Here is a 14,642-nt window from a genome sequence, read left to right as displayed (position 1 = left end):
TTATTTTTAGTTATTTCATCATGCTTTTTTACATAATAATTTTTTAAAATTTATAGCTCATTTGGCACTTTCCCTTCAAATAACTTGTCAAGATCTTCGATAAATGCTTGTTCTGGTAAATGGTAAAAGACGCCGTGCTCGGGCATGCCACGCAAAAAGAGATAATAAACACCACCAAAATGAGTTTGATATTGGTAATTTGCTAAACGGCTTTTTAAAAAACGATGTAATGCCAAACAATAAAGTTGATACTGCAAATCATAGCGGTGCTCACACATTACTTTTTCTAGTGATTTTTGGCTATAAGAATCAACGCTATCACCTAACCAATTTGATTTATAATCGACTACATAATATTTACCTTCAAATTCAAAAACCAAATCAATAAATCCTTTTAACATGCCTTGTACGGACTCAAAATCTAACTCAGGGCATAATTTTGATAAGCGATCATATTGTTTACATAAGCTATCTAATTGTTGGCTAGTAACGGTACTTCGTATCGGGAGGTAAAATTGTAATTCGTTAATGCACTGCCTTTTTAATACTTGTGATAACATTAAATTCGGTTCTTGTAATTGTGTTAAAAGTATTCGTTGCATCCATTTTGTTATTACCTCATTCCATACCGAATCTAAATTGAGTTTTTTTATCATTTTGTCAGATAGTTCATCAAGGCTATCTGAGGTGATATTTTCCATCATGCTATGCATTAATGTGCCAACATATGCACCTTTAGGAAAATGGTGAATATCATATAGTAAATCGTTTGCTTGCACGGTATCAGATTCAAGTGTAGCCTCATCCCAATCATTGATAACATCAGAGTTATAATCCAATACACTATGATTATGTTTTTGTAATTCAGTATAGCTTGTAACTCGCCAGCTATTTGAGATCTTACGGGTAAATACGTTAGCCGATAATAATTGATTTGGTAAAATTGGAGGATCATATTGTTTGCTTTCTATTGGCAATTGTATATCAACTAAATGAGCCATATTGGCAATTGATCTTAATTCACCTTTTAATAAATAACTTATAGCAGATCGGTTTTTTTTCAAAGGAGCAAGCCCTATACTACAATGATAAACCGAACGAGTCATTGCAACATATAATAGTCGTAAATCTTCAGCAAGGCGTTCATCTTCTATTTGTTGCTTAATTTCATCAGTCAATAACCATGCATAGGTTGGTTGATAATCATTGTTCTTATCATGGTAAAATTGACTGTCAGACTCACGATACATCGAAATAAAGGGTAACCAAACAACAGGAAACTCCAATCCTTTGGATTTATGAATAGTGATAATTTTGACAAGATTTTCATCACTTTCAAGGCGTTGCTGATGGTTTTCTAAATTAGGATCTGGACTAACGATTTGTTTTGTTAGCCAACGAATTAAAGCATGTGGGCTGTCTAATTCATCAGAAGCGTCTTGGAGTAATTCCCCCAAATGCATTAAGTTGGTTAATATTCGCTCTCCATCTTGTCGGACTAATATATTTTCAGCTAAGTGACGTTTTTTCATCATTCGGCGTAGCATCACTAATACACCATAGTATTGCCAAATTGCTTGGTATTGTTTGAATTCTTCGACTAAGCTTTCCCACTTATCTTGATCATCGCTGATTTGTTCAAGCTCGGTCATTGTTTGCCCCAATAGCGAGGTCATTAACGCTAATCTTAGTGTTGTTTCGTTTTCAGGCATTAAAACCGCTTGTAATAAGTTCAATACATCTTTTGCCTCAATAGAAGAAAAAACGCTACTATTATTTGATAAATAAACACTTTTAACGCCACAATCTGCCAATTTTTGTTGGATAATTTCAGCTTCCCGCCCTGTACGTACTAAAATTGCAATATCAGCAGTAGTTACTGGGCGTTGTTCACTTTCGTTATCAATGAATAGTGAAGAGTTAGATAACAAAGTCACAATTTGGCTAGCACAATAACGTGCTATGTATTCTTGATAGTCAGCATTCGTGGTAATATCATCTGGCAATAAATAAGCAGTTAATGCAGCAATTTTTTGGTTATTAACTTGTAGAAATTTTTGCTGATTTCGCTTTGCCGCATCCATAGGCAAAAAAGGAATATCATTGAATATAAATGGATTATCATTATTGGCAAATAATTGGTTAACCGATTTGACCATCGAAGCAGATGAACGATGGTTCACATCCATAGTGAAATAATTTTCACCAGTCGATTGTTTAGCTTTTAAATAAGTGAATATATCGGCACCTCGAAAACTATAAATTGCTTGTTTTGGATCACCAATAAATAATAGCCCCCGATCTAACTTTTGCTTGTCATAAATACGGTCAAAAATTTGATACTGAGCGGGATCGGTATCTTGAAATTCGTCAATCAAAGCAACACGATATTTTGAAGCTATACTTTGTGCTAATCGTTCACCTGTTTTTGCTTGTAATGCACGATTGAGTTGCCAAATAAGATCATCAAAACTCATTTCGCCATGTTTGATTTTTTCATTGTAGAGCCCTTGTTGAATTGCCCCAACAATATCCATTAAGATTTGACTACGTAAATTAAATGGCTGTTGATATAAGTTATCAATTTGTTCAAAAACAAAATGATATGGTGCAACCTTTCCTTCTTTTGTTTTTTCAATTAAAACCGATTGCTTAAACTTTTCAAGCTCGATTGGTAATTCAAACGTTAATGTTGGCTTGTTAGCCCATGTAGAGACTTTATTTATCCAAGTGGGCAAGTTTCGATTACTGTAAGATTGTTTATTGACACCTGATTCGGTAATGATTTTAACTAATTCATCAGTCGATGCTAGCCAAGACTGTTTAATATCTTCAATCTTTTTATAATTTTGTTGGTAAAATGACTTAATTGTTGTACTGATATCAGAATTTATTTTGTTATTATCATCAAGATTCAGACTTAAATATGGTTTAATATCTTTCAATAATGCGATTGGATCTCGCCATGTGCTAAGTACTAAATGAGCCAGAGGTTTATCTAATGGAGTAAAATAGTGCCGCCAAAAGTCTTGAGCTACTCGTAATTTTAGTTGATATTCGTCCGAGATTAGCGTTTGTTCAAATAAAACACCTGATTCAAATGCATGGCTAGTCAGTATTCGCTGACAAAAACTATGTATAGTATAAATTGCTGCATCATCCATTGATTGTTGAGCAACAGTAAGCTGTTGCACAGCCCACTTGCGATCAACAATTAATTCAATGAGTTTTTGATAAATAGGATCTTTATGCTGTCCTTGTAGTAGTCCTATTCGTAATTCTTGTATGTTTTTTCTTATCCGTGAACGTAGTTCTTGCGTTGCGGCTTTAGTAAAGGTAACCACAAGAATTTCTTTAACTTCTAAAGGCCTTGGATAGCTATTTTGACCAATACCAAGTAATAACCTTAAGTAAATGAAGGCCAGCGAATAAGTTTTACCTGTTCCTGCCGATGCTTCAATTAAAGTTCGACCTGTTAAAGGCAAATCAAAAAGGTTTAGTTTTTTTACTCCACTTGATGAAACCATTCAAACTTTCCTGCAGAGTTGTGCGATAAATTAATACAAGCAATTGCAGCAGTAGGAAACATAGGAGGAGAAACTTGCGGACACAGTTCATTAACTAAATAGCCCACTAATGGCAAATGTGATACCACAATCACATTTTCAACACCATCATTTAACAACATCGTTAACATATCGACAATAGAAGATGGGCTACCGCTTGGCACTAAACATGAATTAGTTTCAACTTTTGCAACACTAACGTGTGATGATAATTCGGTTAATGTTTGTTGAGCACGTATATAAGGGCTTACTAAACCAAAATCAAATCGACAATTTTGCTGTTTAAGCCATATTCCTGCTTGATTTGACTGTTGAATACCATAATGCGTTAACGTGCGACTTGAATCCGATGAAGCAGAAAAGCTAGCTTCACCGTGTCTCATAATACAAACTTTCATCAGTATTTAATTAGCGTAATTTTAATTGAAAAATCATGCATTCAGCACCACAACAAAAAGTAAAATTAACATTTAGCTTAAAAGCATTGTCTACTTTTTCAATTCGGCTTGTAATTTCACATGGTTCAGTTGCAACATCTTCTGCTGCTTTAGTCAATAAGTCTAATTTACTTTGCGCTTCTTGTTCTGTAGCAAAAATATGTTCATATTCCGCGCTACAATCTTCATTATCAATTATTGTACCAACATCCACACAACAACATGCTGCGGTTTCATTTGCTTTACATTTGTTTAAAGAATCTGTCATGCTATACCTCGGTTTACCAGTTAATATTTTCAACAGTATACACTCAATCATAACTGAGGGCAAAATGCTAACACTTTTTATTTCAGTTAATATAATGATGAGATAAAAATTTTAATTCTGAATAGATATAACTTAGATAAAAAATTTTTATATTACTGATTATATAATGCTATTAAATAAAATTAGTAATAATATATAAGAAATGAATAAAAACCTTTGCCATTAGGGCAAAGGTTAATCAAATTAGAATTTAGGAGCAGAAGGACGACCGCGTTTTTTAGCAAATTCTTTATCTGATGAATCAGATTTACCGCCTTTACGGCCTCGTTTTGCTTCAGATTTTGTACCACTAACAAGGCTCATTTTCATTGGTTGATTAAGCACTCTTACTTTTTCAAAATGTTTCAATATGTCTTTTGGCATCCCTTTAGGCAATTCAACAGTAGAATAAGTTTCATAAAGCTTAATATTACCAATATAACGACTACTAATATCTGCTTCATTAGCAATAGCACCAACAATATGGCGAACTTCCACACCGTTTTCTTTACCTATTTCGATACGATACATATCCATATCACCTACATCGCGACGTTCACGACGTTTTGGCATTTCGCGGTTATCGCCTCGCAGGCGTCGTTCACCTCGACGATCGTCACGATCACGTATATCTCTTGATGGCTTAAAGACAGGATCGGGAGGAAGTATAAGTGGGCGTTCACCTTGAGCTAATTTTAATAATGCCGTTGCTAGCGTTTCCATGTCAGTACCACTGCCATTGTGTATTTGTGATAACAAGGTTTGGTATTGATCTAAATCACTACTTTCTAATTGCTTTTGAACTTGCTGAGTAAACTTAGCTAAACGGCGTTTTTCAAGTAATTCTTTTGATGGCAATCCGACTTCTGGAATTGGTTTTTTAATAGTATGTTCAATGTTTTTAAGCAAACGACGTTCACGGCTATCAACAAATAAAATAGCACGACCAGCACGACCAGCTCGACCTGTACGACCAATACGGTGAACATAAGATTCAGAATCCAATGTAATGTCATAGTTAATTACTAAGCTAATACGTTCAACATCTAAACCTCGAGCAGCAACATCTGTTGCAATTAAAATATCTAAACGACCATTACGTAAGCGATCTAATGTTTGTTCACGCAACTGTTGTGTCATATCTCCATTTAATGCAGCACAACTATAGCCATGTTTTTCAAGCACTTCTGCCACATCTAAAGTAGCTGATTTTGTTCGAACAAAAATAATAGCAGCATCAAAATCTTCTGCTTCTAAAAAGCGAACAATCGCTTCGTTTTTACGCATACCACGAACAAGCCAATAACTTTGGTCAATATCAGGTGCTGTTTGATTAGTACCTTTAATTTGAACTTCTTTGGGATTATGCATAAATCGTTTAGTAATACGACGAATAGGAGCAGGCATCGTTGCCGAAAATAACGCTGTTTGGTGATTTTCAGGAATGGTTGCCATGATGCTTTCAACATCATCAATAAAGCCCATTCTTAGCATTTCATCGGCCTCATCAAGAACTAAACCTTTAAGACTTGAAAGATCTAATGTTTTGCGATTAAGATGATCTAATAAACGACCAGGTGTACCAACGACAATCTGTGGACCTTGTTTTAACGCACGTAATTGAACGTCATAGCGTTGACCACCATATAGAGCAAGTACTTTTATCCCTTTCATATATTTTGAATATTCAGAGCAAGCATCTGCAACTTGTATAGCCAATTCACGCGTTGGTGCTAGGACTAAAAGTTGTGGGGCTTTTAAATTTGCATCAATATTCATTAAAAAAGGAATTGAGAATGCAGCAGTTTTTCCACTACCTGTCTGTGCCATTCCCAATACATCGTTACCCTCTAATAATAAAGGAATACACTCAGATTGGATTGGTGATGGTTTGCTAAAACCAAGATCATTTAATGCGTTAAGGATATCCTCGGATAAACCAAGGTCAATAAAAGAAACTTCTGTTGTCATGTAAACTCGCTTATAAATTTTGAATATATAAACTTGTTTATTTAGTTAACAAAAAAATTGATGGTTATTAACTAACACTCAATTTTGTATTTTTGTTAAACCAAATAAAAAAGCAGATATAAATTTATGCCAGCTCACTAAATTGAAAATTTACAACTCACCCCAATAACTAACTGCCAATATCAACTCAACAAGTATTCAATATACATAATAAACTTAAAGTTAATTACATTATTCAATGTTGAGAATATATTATTTGGCAAATCAGAACTCCGCTATAACAATATTTTCACTTTTAAAACTGGCATGACCCATGTTACTTTTCTTTTTCTTCAAGTAACTTTATTTCATAGAGTGCCTGTTGATGTTCAACATAGTTATAAATATTATTGGCTAAAGCATATTTAAATAACATTTTGGCACGTTCGTTATCACCTTTACTTTGATAATATTTACCTAAGTAAAAGTAGGCTTCACAAAGGCGTTCAGCTAATTGACGATTATTCTCGACACCTTGTTGAAGGTTCTGCATTAATTTAGACTCACTTATTTTGCCTAAATAGAATGCAATAATATTGCCACTATAAATCGTTTTATCATTAATCAGATCATAACGTTGTTGCAGCTCATTTTGGGCAACTTTATCATTAGTTTCCTTTTCAATCAGATAAAGCCATAAAATTCTGATGGGTTCATTCACATTATATTGATAAAACTGTAATGCATCACGCTTTGCTGCTTGATAATGCCCTGTACGATATAACGTAATGGCACGATTTAAGTAAGCATAAGCATAAGATGGATCAAGCTCTAATGCAGTATTAAACGACGTTAAAGCTTCGTCAAAGTTACCATCTCTTAACGCATAAGTACCAAGAAAATTGTAAATATCAGGAATTTCAGGGTTAAAACCTAACAAATACGAAAAATCACTTTGTGCAAAAGCTTTAAACCCCAATGAATCATAAACAATACCACGTTCAAATATGAGCTGCATCCGCGTTATAGTATCAAGATCTTTTTGTGATAATTGCTGGCTGAGCTGAGCAATTTTTAACTCATCATCATATGAAACTTGCTCAGGAACAGCCAATAAATACTGAGAATTAGAACAACCTGACAACAGAGCAACAGTTAGCAAAAAGCAGCATACAGTTCTCAGGTTGAATAATTTCATTTTTATCCCCTAGTGAATAATATTTTTATTCTGCGCTTGGTTCTGTTTCTGATGCCGATGTTGACTCAACAGCATCTTTCATACTCAAACGAATTCTACCTTGGCGGTCAATTTCGAGTACTTTAACATTCACTTCTTGGCCTACTTTTAGATAATCAGCCACTTTCTCAACTCGATGATCCGCAATTTGAGACACATGAACAAGTCCTTCTTTACCACCAATAACCGATACAAAAGCACCAAAATCAACGATTCTTGTTACTTTACCTGTATAAATTTTACCAATTTCGACGTCAGCAACTAAGTTAGTAATACGTGCCATAGCATCTTTAGCTTTATTACCATCCGAGGCTGCAATCTTAACGGTACCATCATCAGTAATTTCAATGGTTGTCCCTGTTTCTTCGGTTAAAGCCCGAATTGTTGCGCCACCTTTACCTATAATATCGCGAATTTTGTCAGGATTTACATTCATTGTATAAATACGTGGTGCAAATTCTGAAATCTCTTGGCGAGGCTTATTAATTGCTTGTTCCATTACACCTAAAATGTGTAAACGTGCCCCTTTTGCTTGGTTAAGTGCTACTTGCATAATTTCTTTAGTAATACCTTCAATTTTGATATCCATTTGTAATGCACTAACACCTTCACGCGTACCGGCCACTTTAAAGTCCATATCACCAAGGTGATCTTCGTCACCAAGAATATCAGATAGTACTACAAACTGATCACCTTCTTTTACCAGTCCCATTGCAATACCTGCAACCGATGATTTAATTGGCACACCTGCATCCATAAGCGCAAGTGAAGCACCGCATACAGAAGCCATTGAAGATGAACCATTTGACTCGGTAATTTCAGATACTACTCGAACTGTATATGGGAACTCTTCACGGCTAGGCATTACTGCTGCAACACCACGTTTAGCTAAGCGACCATGACCAATTTCACGACGTTTTGGTGAACCAACCATACCTGTTTCGCCAACAGAATATGGAGGAAAGTTGTAATGAAGTAAAAAACGCTCAGTGTATTCACCTGTTAACTCATCGATGATTTGTGCGTCTCGTTCTGTACCTAATGTCGCTGTAACTAGTGCTTGAGTTTCACCTCGCGTAAACAATGCACTACCATGTGTTCTTGGTAAAACATTAGTGCGAATATCAAGTGCTCGAATCATATCTTTTTCACGACCATCAATTCGTGGTTCACCGGCAATAACACGCTGACGAACGATTTGGCTTTCTAAATCAACGATAATATTAATAATTTCGTTTTCATCAAGCTCTTCGTTTTGTTCTTTTAATACGGTTAATACATCTTCTTTGATTAAATCAATTTGAGCATAGCGAGCTTGTTTTTCAGTAATGCGATAAGCTTCACCTAGTCGATCTTTAGCTAGTTCTACAATAGCATTGTATAATGTTTCGTTTTTAGATGGTGCTACCCAATCCCATTTTTCACAATTAGCTTTTTCTACAAATTCATTGATGTTATCAATAACAACTTGTTGTTCTTCATGACCAAATACTACTGCGGCCAACATTTGATCTTCAGTAAGTAAATCAGCTTCAGATTCCACCATTAATACTGCACTTTTAGTTCCGGCAATGACTAAATCTAAACGGCTCGTTGCTAGCTCTTTAACTGATGGATTTAGTACAAATTCATCATTAATAAAACCAACACGTGCAGCACCAATAGGCCCATGGAATGGCACACCCGATAAACAAAGTGCAGCAGAAGCACCAATCATTGCGACTAAGTCAGGGCTAACTTCAGGATTAACAGAAACAACAGTTGCAATAATTTGGATTTCATTAACAAATCCTTCTGGGAACAATGGACGAAGTGGACGGTCAATTAGACGTGCTATTAAAGTTTCGCCTTCGCTTGGGCGCCCCTCACGCTTAAAAAAACCTCCAGGAATACGACCTGCAGCATAGGTACGTTCTTGGTAGTTAACCGTTAATGGGAAGAAGTCTTGACCTTCTTTTACTTTTTTATTAGCAACGACCGTGACAAACACAGCAGTATCGTCCATATTAACCATAACAGCGGCTGTTGCTTGACGAGCCATAATACCAGTTTCTAAAGTCACGGTATGACGACCATATTGAAATTTTTGACATGTCGGATTAAACAAAATAGTGTCCTCTTGTTATTTGTTATGTTGAAGTTTGATATTTCGACAGGACGCAGCATTACGCTACGCTTATTGATACTCTCTTCAACCATGTGGGGATATATACAACAAAAAGATTATTTCACTGTCACGACTAATGACAAATCTATAAATTATAGAGCTCTCATTAGTCGCGCGAAACATGAGATATAATCTTTACTTTGTTGGCTTACATAAAATAATAATTTTTAACGCTCAATATTATATCAGAGCACCGATTTTTCACAACGAAAAAGAGGCCTAAGCCTCTTTTCAAGTAGATTGTCAATTAGCGACGTAAACCTAGTTTTTTAATCAATTGGTTATAACGTTCAATATCTTTACGACGTAAATAATCTAATAATTTACGACGGCTAGACACCATACGTAATAGACCACGACGGCTGTGATGATCTTTTTTATGCTCAGAAAAATGACCTTGTAAATCATTAATACGTGCAGTTAAAAGAGCAACTTGAACCTCTGTTGAACCAGTATCATTAGTGCCACGACCATATTCGGCAACGATTTTCGCTTTAGTTTCTACAGTTAGAGACATAATAAACCTCTTAAAATAAATATAAAAAATGGAATGACCGATCTCTAATTCAGACATTCCTCGGTATCCATATAGTGAATATATGAGTTACGTAATTATACTGAAATTTATAAAAATAGCAATTTGATTTATTTAGTTAGCAGCAGTATTTACTTAAGCTCGAAACCATACTCTTCTTGAATTAGTTTTTTTAGCGCCTCAATATAATTGTGAGCTGATAAGCTTAGTTGAGCCTTTTGTGATGTGATCCAGCCAATTAGGATTTTTTCTTCTACATCTAGCGGTATTGATAAAATATCAGATCCATTTAAGTCAGCACTTAAAACCCCTGTGCTAATGGTATAACCATTGAGTCCGTGCAATAAGTTAAATAAGGTTGCTCTATCACTGACGTGTATACTCTTTTTATGATAAACCGTACTTAAAATTTCTTCGGAAAAATAAAATGAGTTATATTCACCCTGCTCAAAAGAGAGATAAGGATAATCTTCTAAGTCATCTAAAGTTAATAACTTCATCGAAGCTAATGGATGATGTGTACTAATAAATACATGAGGATCCGCTTCAAAAAGAGGATTAAAGGTTAGTCGATGTTCTTTCAATAACCGTAAGATCACCTTCTGATTAAAGTCATTCAAATATAAAATACCAACTTCACTACGTAAATTCGCAACATCAATGATAATATCATGTGTTTTTGTTTCTCTGAGCGTAAACTCATACTCATCAGTTTGATTTTTTTTGATTAAATTTACAAAAGCATTAACCGCAAAAGCGTAATGTTGAGTAGATATACTGCATAACTGTTTAGAAGGTTCTTTTTTGGAGTAATGTTGTTCCAATAGCTCAGCCTGATCTAAAACTTGTTTGGCATAACCTAAAAACTCAACACCATCAGTCGAAAGTGAGACCCCTTTAGAACTACGCACAAAAATCTCAATACCAAATTCTGTTTCTAAATCTTTCACCGCAGTTGATAAACTAGGTTGAGTAATATATAAATTCTTAGCTGCTTCATTAATTGAACCAGAGCGTGCAATTTCTAAAATATAGCGTAATTGTTGAAGTTTCATAATATTGGTTGATGTGTTAACACAAACTACCTTACATAACACAAATATATACTAAATAATATTTAAGTGAAGTAAATACTTGTTTCTATTTTATACTCAAGCATATGCTTTCTTAAAAACTTTTTGAAAAATTTTTTGATGCAAATGAATTATGAAAGGTAAAAGTGAGAAAAAGTAGAATTGATAATAAAATTACTTTAGATATTCTAGATAGCGCAAAACATGAACTATTTAGCTTATAAGTAATTAAAAAAAGTTTTCGTAAATTAATTTTATACTCATAAGAGTCGAAACTGTAATTAACATTGGTCGGATTAATTTACGACCTTTGGCTATAACCATTTTAGCTCCAAGTCTTGCCCCCATAAATTGACCAACTAACATAACCAATCCAATTGACCATATCACTTCCCCACCCATAGTGAAAAATAGTAAACCAGCTAAATTTGAGGTGAAGTTTAACACTTTGGTATGCGCAGTCGCTTTAGTTAAATTAAAGCCAGCTAACATAATATAAGCTAACGCATAAAATGAACCTGCACCAGGGCCAAAAAAGCCATCATAAAAACCAACACCAAAAGCAGGAATTAGTGCAAATTGAATAAGTGAAAGACGGCTTTTACGGTCGTTTTCGCCGATTGTGGGATAAAGCAAAAAATATAATCCCACACTGATAGTTAAAATCGGTAATAATAATTTTAAAAACTCAGTTTGGATATGCATCACGGACAATGTGCCAATTGCAGAGCCAACAAAAGCAAAAACAATTGCCCATTTTTGTTGTTTCAAATTCACCATCTGTTGACGAATAAAATATAAACTAGCAGAAAACGAACCACCACAACTTTGTAATTTATTGGTTGCTAACGCGCTAGCTGGAGGTAGACCAACAGCAAGTAATGCAGGTACAGTCAACAAACCACCTCCACCAGCAATAGAGTCAATAAAGCCGGCTAAAGACGCAATTAGAAAAAGTAATATAAGCAGATCATAACTCATAGTTTATTTACATCACTACATTGAGCTCGATAACGAAGGTATTGATCCATCAGTACAATAGCAACCATTGCCTCTGCAATAGGTACTGCTCGAATACCAACACATGGGTCATGTCGTCCATGTGTAGATACTTCAACGCTTTCACCCAAAACGTTAATCGATTGACCTGGGATTTCTATGCTTGGTGTTGGCTTTAAAGCAATACTGGCTAATATGGTTTGTCCTGAACTAATACCACCTAAAATACCGCCGGCATGATTAGATAAAAAACCCTTAGGCGTTATTTCATCACGATTTTCACTACCACGTTTATTTACAACATCAAAACCATCACCAATTTCAACGCCTTTTACGGCATTAATGCTCATTAATGCATGCGCAAGTTCAGCATCAAGTTTATCAAATACGGGGTCGCCAAGTCCTACAGGAATATTTTCAGCAATAATACAAACTTTTGCTCCAATTGAGTCACCCTCTTTTTTTAGTGTACGAAGCAACTGTTCAAGTTCATCTAGTTTACTCTCATCAGCACAGAAAAATGGATTTTGTTCAACCTGTTGCCAGTCTTTCAACTCACACTTTACATCCCCCATCTGAGCTAAATAACCACGAATAGTAATGCCTAGCTTTTCTTGTAAATATTTTTTAGCAATAGCACCAGCAGCTACTCGCATAGCTGTTTCACGAGCAGAAGATCGACCACCACCGCGATAATCTCGTATGCCATATTTATTTTGATAAGTATAATCAGCATGGCTTGGTCTAAAGATATCTTTAATTTTACTATAATCTTGAGAACGCTGATCAGTATTTTCAATAAGTAAACCAATACTCGTTCCCGTTGTAACACCTTCAAATACGCCAGATAAAATTTTAACTTGATCTGCTTCTCGGCGTTGAGTGGTATAACGAGATGAACCAGGCCGACGGCGATCTAAATCGTATTGCATATCTGATTCTGTTAACCCAAGCCCTGGTGGAACCCCATCGACTACACACCCTAATGCTATACCGTGCGATTCACCAAATGTGGTTACTTTGAATAATTTTCCGATTGAGTTTCCGGCCATAATAAATTTATTCCAATGATTAAAAATAACTTAATTAAAACAGTAATGATATTGAATCAGTTCTTCACGTGTGATAGAAAATACGCCCAATCCACCACGTTCAAATTCTATCCAATTAAAAGGAACATCAGGATATTGTTGTTGTAAGCTAACCCAACTATTACCGACTTCACAAACTAATATACCTGCTGGTGTTAAATAATCTATCGCATCTCGTAAAATTTTTTTTACAAGATCTAAACCATCAAAGCCCGCCTCTAATGCTAATTTAGGTTCATATAAAAACTCATCTGGTAAATCACTCATATCTTCACTATCAACATAAGGTGGATTAGAGACAATAAGATCATATTGTTTTTCAGGTACATCATCAAATAAATTTGACAAGATAGGAGTAACCTGAAAATCCATTTCGTGCAACTCAATATTTGTTTGGGCTATATCTAATGCTTCTAATGAAATATCAGTTATGTCAACTTGAGCATCAGCAAACTCATAAGCACAAGCAATACCTATACAACCACTACCAGTACATAGATCTAAAATATTTTTAGGCTCTGTTAATATTATCTGCTCAAAATGGTTATCAATTAGCTCACCGATAGGCGAACGGGGAATTAATACACGCTCATCAACATAAAAAGCATGTCCACAAAACCAAGCTTGGTTAGTTAAATAAGGTGTTGGTACACGATCGTTAACCCGTTTCTGTATAATATCAACAAGTTGATTTTTTTCATCATTAGTTAAATTTGCAGAGTAAAATTCTTCAGGAATAAGCAACGATAATCCTAACGTAGCTAAAATTAATTGTTTAGCTTCATCAATAGGATTATCTGTACCATGGCCTAAAAAGACATTTGATAGACTAAGTTGCGATGCAGTCCAGCGTATAAAGTCTTGAACTGTGCGTAAGTTTTCCATAATGGCTCCAAACGATTAAGGAGAGGGAGGTATTGTTGATCATTGATAACGACTCTAAAAATTGTAAACTATTAAAGTAATCTAGTTAGCTAGTCTTATAGTGATATAAACTTGATAGCTCTATCTTTCAACAACCAAATATGGCGGTGAGGAAGGGATTCGAACCCTTGATACGTTGCCGTATACACACTTTCCAGGCGTGCTCCTTCAACCACTCGGACACCTCACCTAATTATTAGAGCCTGCTTTGTTAAGCAGGCTGCATACTATAATAATCACAAGGTAATTAATCAAGCTTTTTTAATGCATACAAACAATAATACCAAATATGGCTAAAATAGCTAGTATACCAACGGTTGTGAGCAATGCATATTTTAAATTCGAACACATGTTAT

At 35.1% G+C, this 14,642-nt stretch carries 12 protein-coding genes and 1 tRNA gene; all 13 read right to left on the bottom strand.

The window, feature by feature from the left end:
- Nucleotides 1-50: 50 nt before the first annotated feature.
- Nucleotides 51-3,527 (bottom strand): exodeoxyribonuclease V subunit beta, encoded by a 3,477-nt coding sequence (gene recB / locus GQ594_RS01780; RefSeq protein ID WP_160411181.1) that lies wholly within the window; start codon nt 3,525-3,527, stop codon nt 51-53.
- Complete coding sequence (gene sixA, locus GQ594_RS01775) at nt 3,506-3,949, bottom strand: phosphohistidine phosphatase SixA (RefSeq protein ID WP_202112417.1); 444 nt, start codon at nt 3,947-3,949, stop codon at nt 3,506-3,508. The genes recB and sixA overlap by 22 nt, the downstream gene beginning before the upstream one ends.
- 25 nt (nt 3,950-3,974) lie before the next feature.
- Entirely contained in the window at nt 3,975-4,271 is a 297-nt protein-coding gene (locus GQ594_RS01770; RefSeq protein ID WP_160411180.1) for a YfcZ/YiiS family protein, read from the bottom strand.
- A gap of 243 nt (nt 4,272-4,514) precedes the next feature.
- Nucleotides 4,515-6,281 (bottom strand): DEAD/DEAH family ATP-dependent RNA helicase, encoded by a 1,767-nt coding sequence (locus GQ594_RS01765; RefSeq protein WP_160400390.1) that lies wholly within the window; start codon nt 6,279-6,281, stop codon nt 4,515-4,517.
- A gap of 316 nt (nt 6,282-6,597) precedes the next feature.
- Nucleotides 6,598-7,458 carry a lipoprotein NlpI gene (gene nlpI / locus GQ594_RS01760; protein ID WP_160411179.1) on the bottom strand — a complete coding sequence of 287 codons (861 nt, stop codon included), beginning with the start codon at nt 7,456-7,458 and terminating at the stop codon, nt 6,598-6,600.
- A gap of 25 nt (nt 7,459-7,483) precedes the next feature.
- Entirely contained in the window at nt 7,484-9,604 is a 2,121-nt protein-coding gene (gene pnp, locus GQ594_RS01755; protein WP_160411178.1) for a polyribonucleotide nucleotidyltransferase, read from the bottom strand.
- A gap of 307 nt (nt 9,605-9,911) precedes the next feature.
- Nucleotides 9,912-10,181, bottom strand: a complete 270-nt coding sequence (gene rpsO / locus GQ594_RS01750; protein WP_085164450.1) for a 30S ribosomal protein S15 — start codon at nt 10,179-10,181, stop codon at nt 9,912-9,914.
- Nucleotides 10,182-10,330: 149 nt separating this feature from the next.
- Nucleotides 10,331-11,254, bottom strand: coding sequence for a LysR family transcriptional regulator (locus GQ594_RS01745; RefSeq protein WP_160411177.1), 924 nt, complete (start codon nt 11,252-11,254; stop codon nt 10,331-10,333).
- 246 nt (nt 11,255-11,500) lie between these two features.
- Nucleotides 11,501-12,253, bottom strand: a complete 753-nt coding sequence (locus tag GQ594_RS01740; protein ID WP_160411176.1) for a TSUP family transporter — start codon at nt 12,251-12,253, stop codon at nt 11,501-11,503.
- On the bottom strand, nt 12,250-13,323 hold the full coding sequence (aroC, locus tag GQ594_RS01735) for a chorismate synthase (RefSeq protein WP_160411175.1): 1,074 nt from the start codon (nt 13,321-13,323) through the stop codon (nt 12,250-12,252). The genes GQ594_RS01740 and aroC overlap by 4 nt, the downstream gene beginning before the upstream one ends.
- 30 nt (nt 13,324-13,353) lie before the next feature.
- On the bottom strand, nt 13,354-14,247 hold the full coding sequence (gene prmB, locus GQ594_RS01730; protein ID WP_160411174.1) for a 50S ribosomal protein L3 N(5)-glutamine methyltransferase: 894 nt from the start codon (nt 14,245-14,247) through the stop codon (nt 13,354-13,356).
- 141 nt (nt 14,248-14,388) lie between these two features.
- A tRNA-Ser gene (locus GQ594_RS01725) sits at nt 14,389-14,476 on the bottom strand.
- Between the two features lie 71 nt (nt 14,477-14,547).
- Complete coding sequence (cydH, locus tag GQ594_RS01720; RefSeq protein WP_160400383.1) at nt 14,548-14,637, bottom strand: cytochrome bd-I oxidase subunit CydH; 90 nt, start codon at nt 14,635-14,637, stop codon at nt 14,548-14,550.
- Nucleotides 14,638-14,642 lie beyond the last annotated feature (5 nt).

The sequence above is a fragment of the Gilliamella sp. Pra-s52 genome, assembly GCF_009795805.1.
GTDB lineage: Bacteria > Pseudomonadota > Gammaproteobacteria > Enterobacterales > Orbaceae > Gilliamella.
Note: the sequence above shows the minus strand (reverse complement) of the source record. Positions and strands in the feature narration are given on the sequence as shown.

Bases quoted from the DNA above. Each gene is read 5' to 3' on its own strand.
- GQ594_RS01745 (WP_160411177.1), bottom strand. From the start codon at position 11,254: ATGAAACTTCAACAATTACGCTATATTTTAGAAATTGCACGCTCTGGT.
- GQ594_RS01740 (WP_160411176.1), bottom strand. From the start codon at position 12,253: ATGAGTTATGATCTGCTTATATTACTTTTTCTAATTGCGTCTTTAGCC.
- cydH (WP_160400383.1), bottom strand. From the start codon at position 14,637: ATGTGTTCGAATTTAAAATATGCATTGCTCACAACCGTTGGTATACTA.
- aroC (WP_160411175.1), bottom strand. From the start codon at position 13,323: ATGGCCGGAAACTCAATCGGAAAATTATTCAAAGTAACCACATTTGGT.
- rpsO (WP_085164450.1), bottom strand. From the start codon at position 10,181: ATGTCTCTAACTGTAGAAACTAAAGCGAAAATCGTTGCCGAATATGGT.
- GQ594_RS01765 (WP_160400390.1), bottom strand. From the start codon at position 6,281: ATGACAACAGAAGTTTCTTTTATTGACCTTGGTTTATCCGAGGATATC.
- GQ594_RS01770 (WP_160411180.1), bottom strand. From the start codon at position 4,271: ATGACAGATTCTTTAAACAAATGTAAAGCAAATGAAACCGCAGCATGT.
- recB (WP_160411181.1), bottom strand. From the start codon at position 3,527: ATGGTTTCATCAAGTGGAGTAAAAAAACTAAACCTTTTTGATTTGCCT.
- prmB (WP_160411174.1), bottom strand. From the start codon at position 14,247: ATGGAAAACTTACGCACAGTTCAAGACTTTATACGCTGGACTGCATCG.
- nlpI (WP_160411179.1), bottom strand. From the start codon at position 7,458: ATGAAATTATTCAACCTGAGAACTGTATGCTGCTTTTTGCTAACTGTT.
- sixA (WP_202112417.1), bottom strand. From the start codon at position 3,949: ATGAGACACGGTGAAGCTAGCTTTTCTGCTTCATCGGATTCAAGTCGC.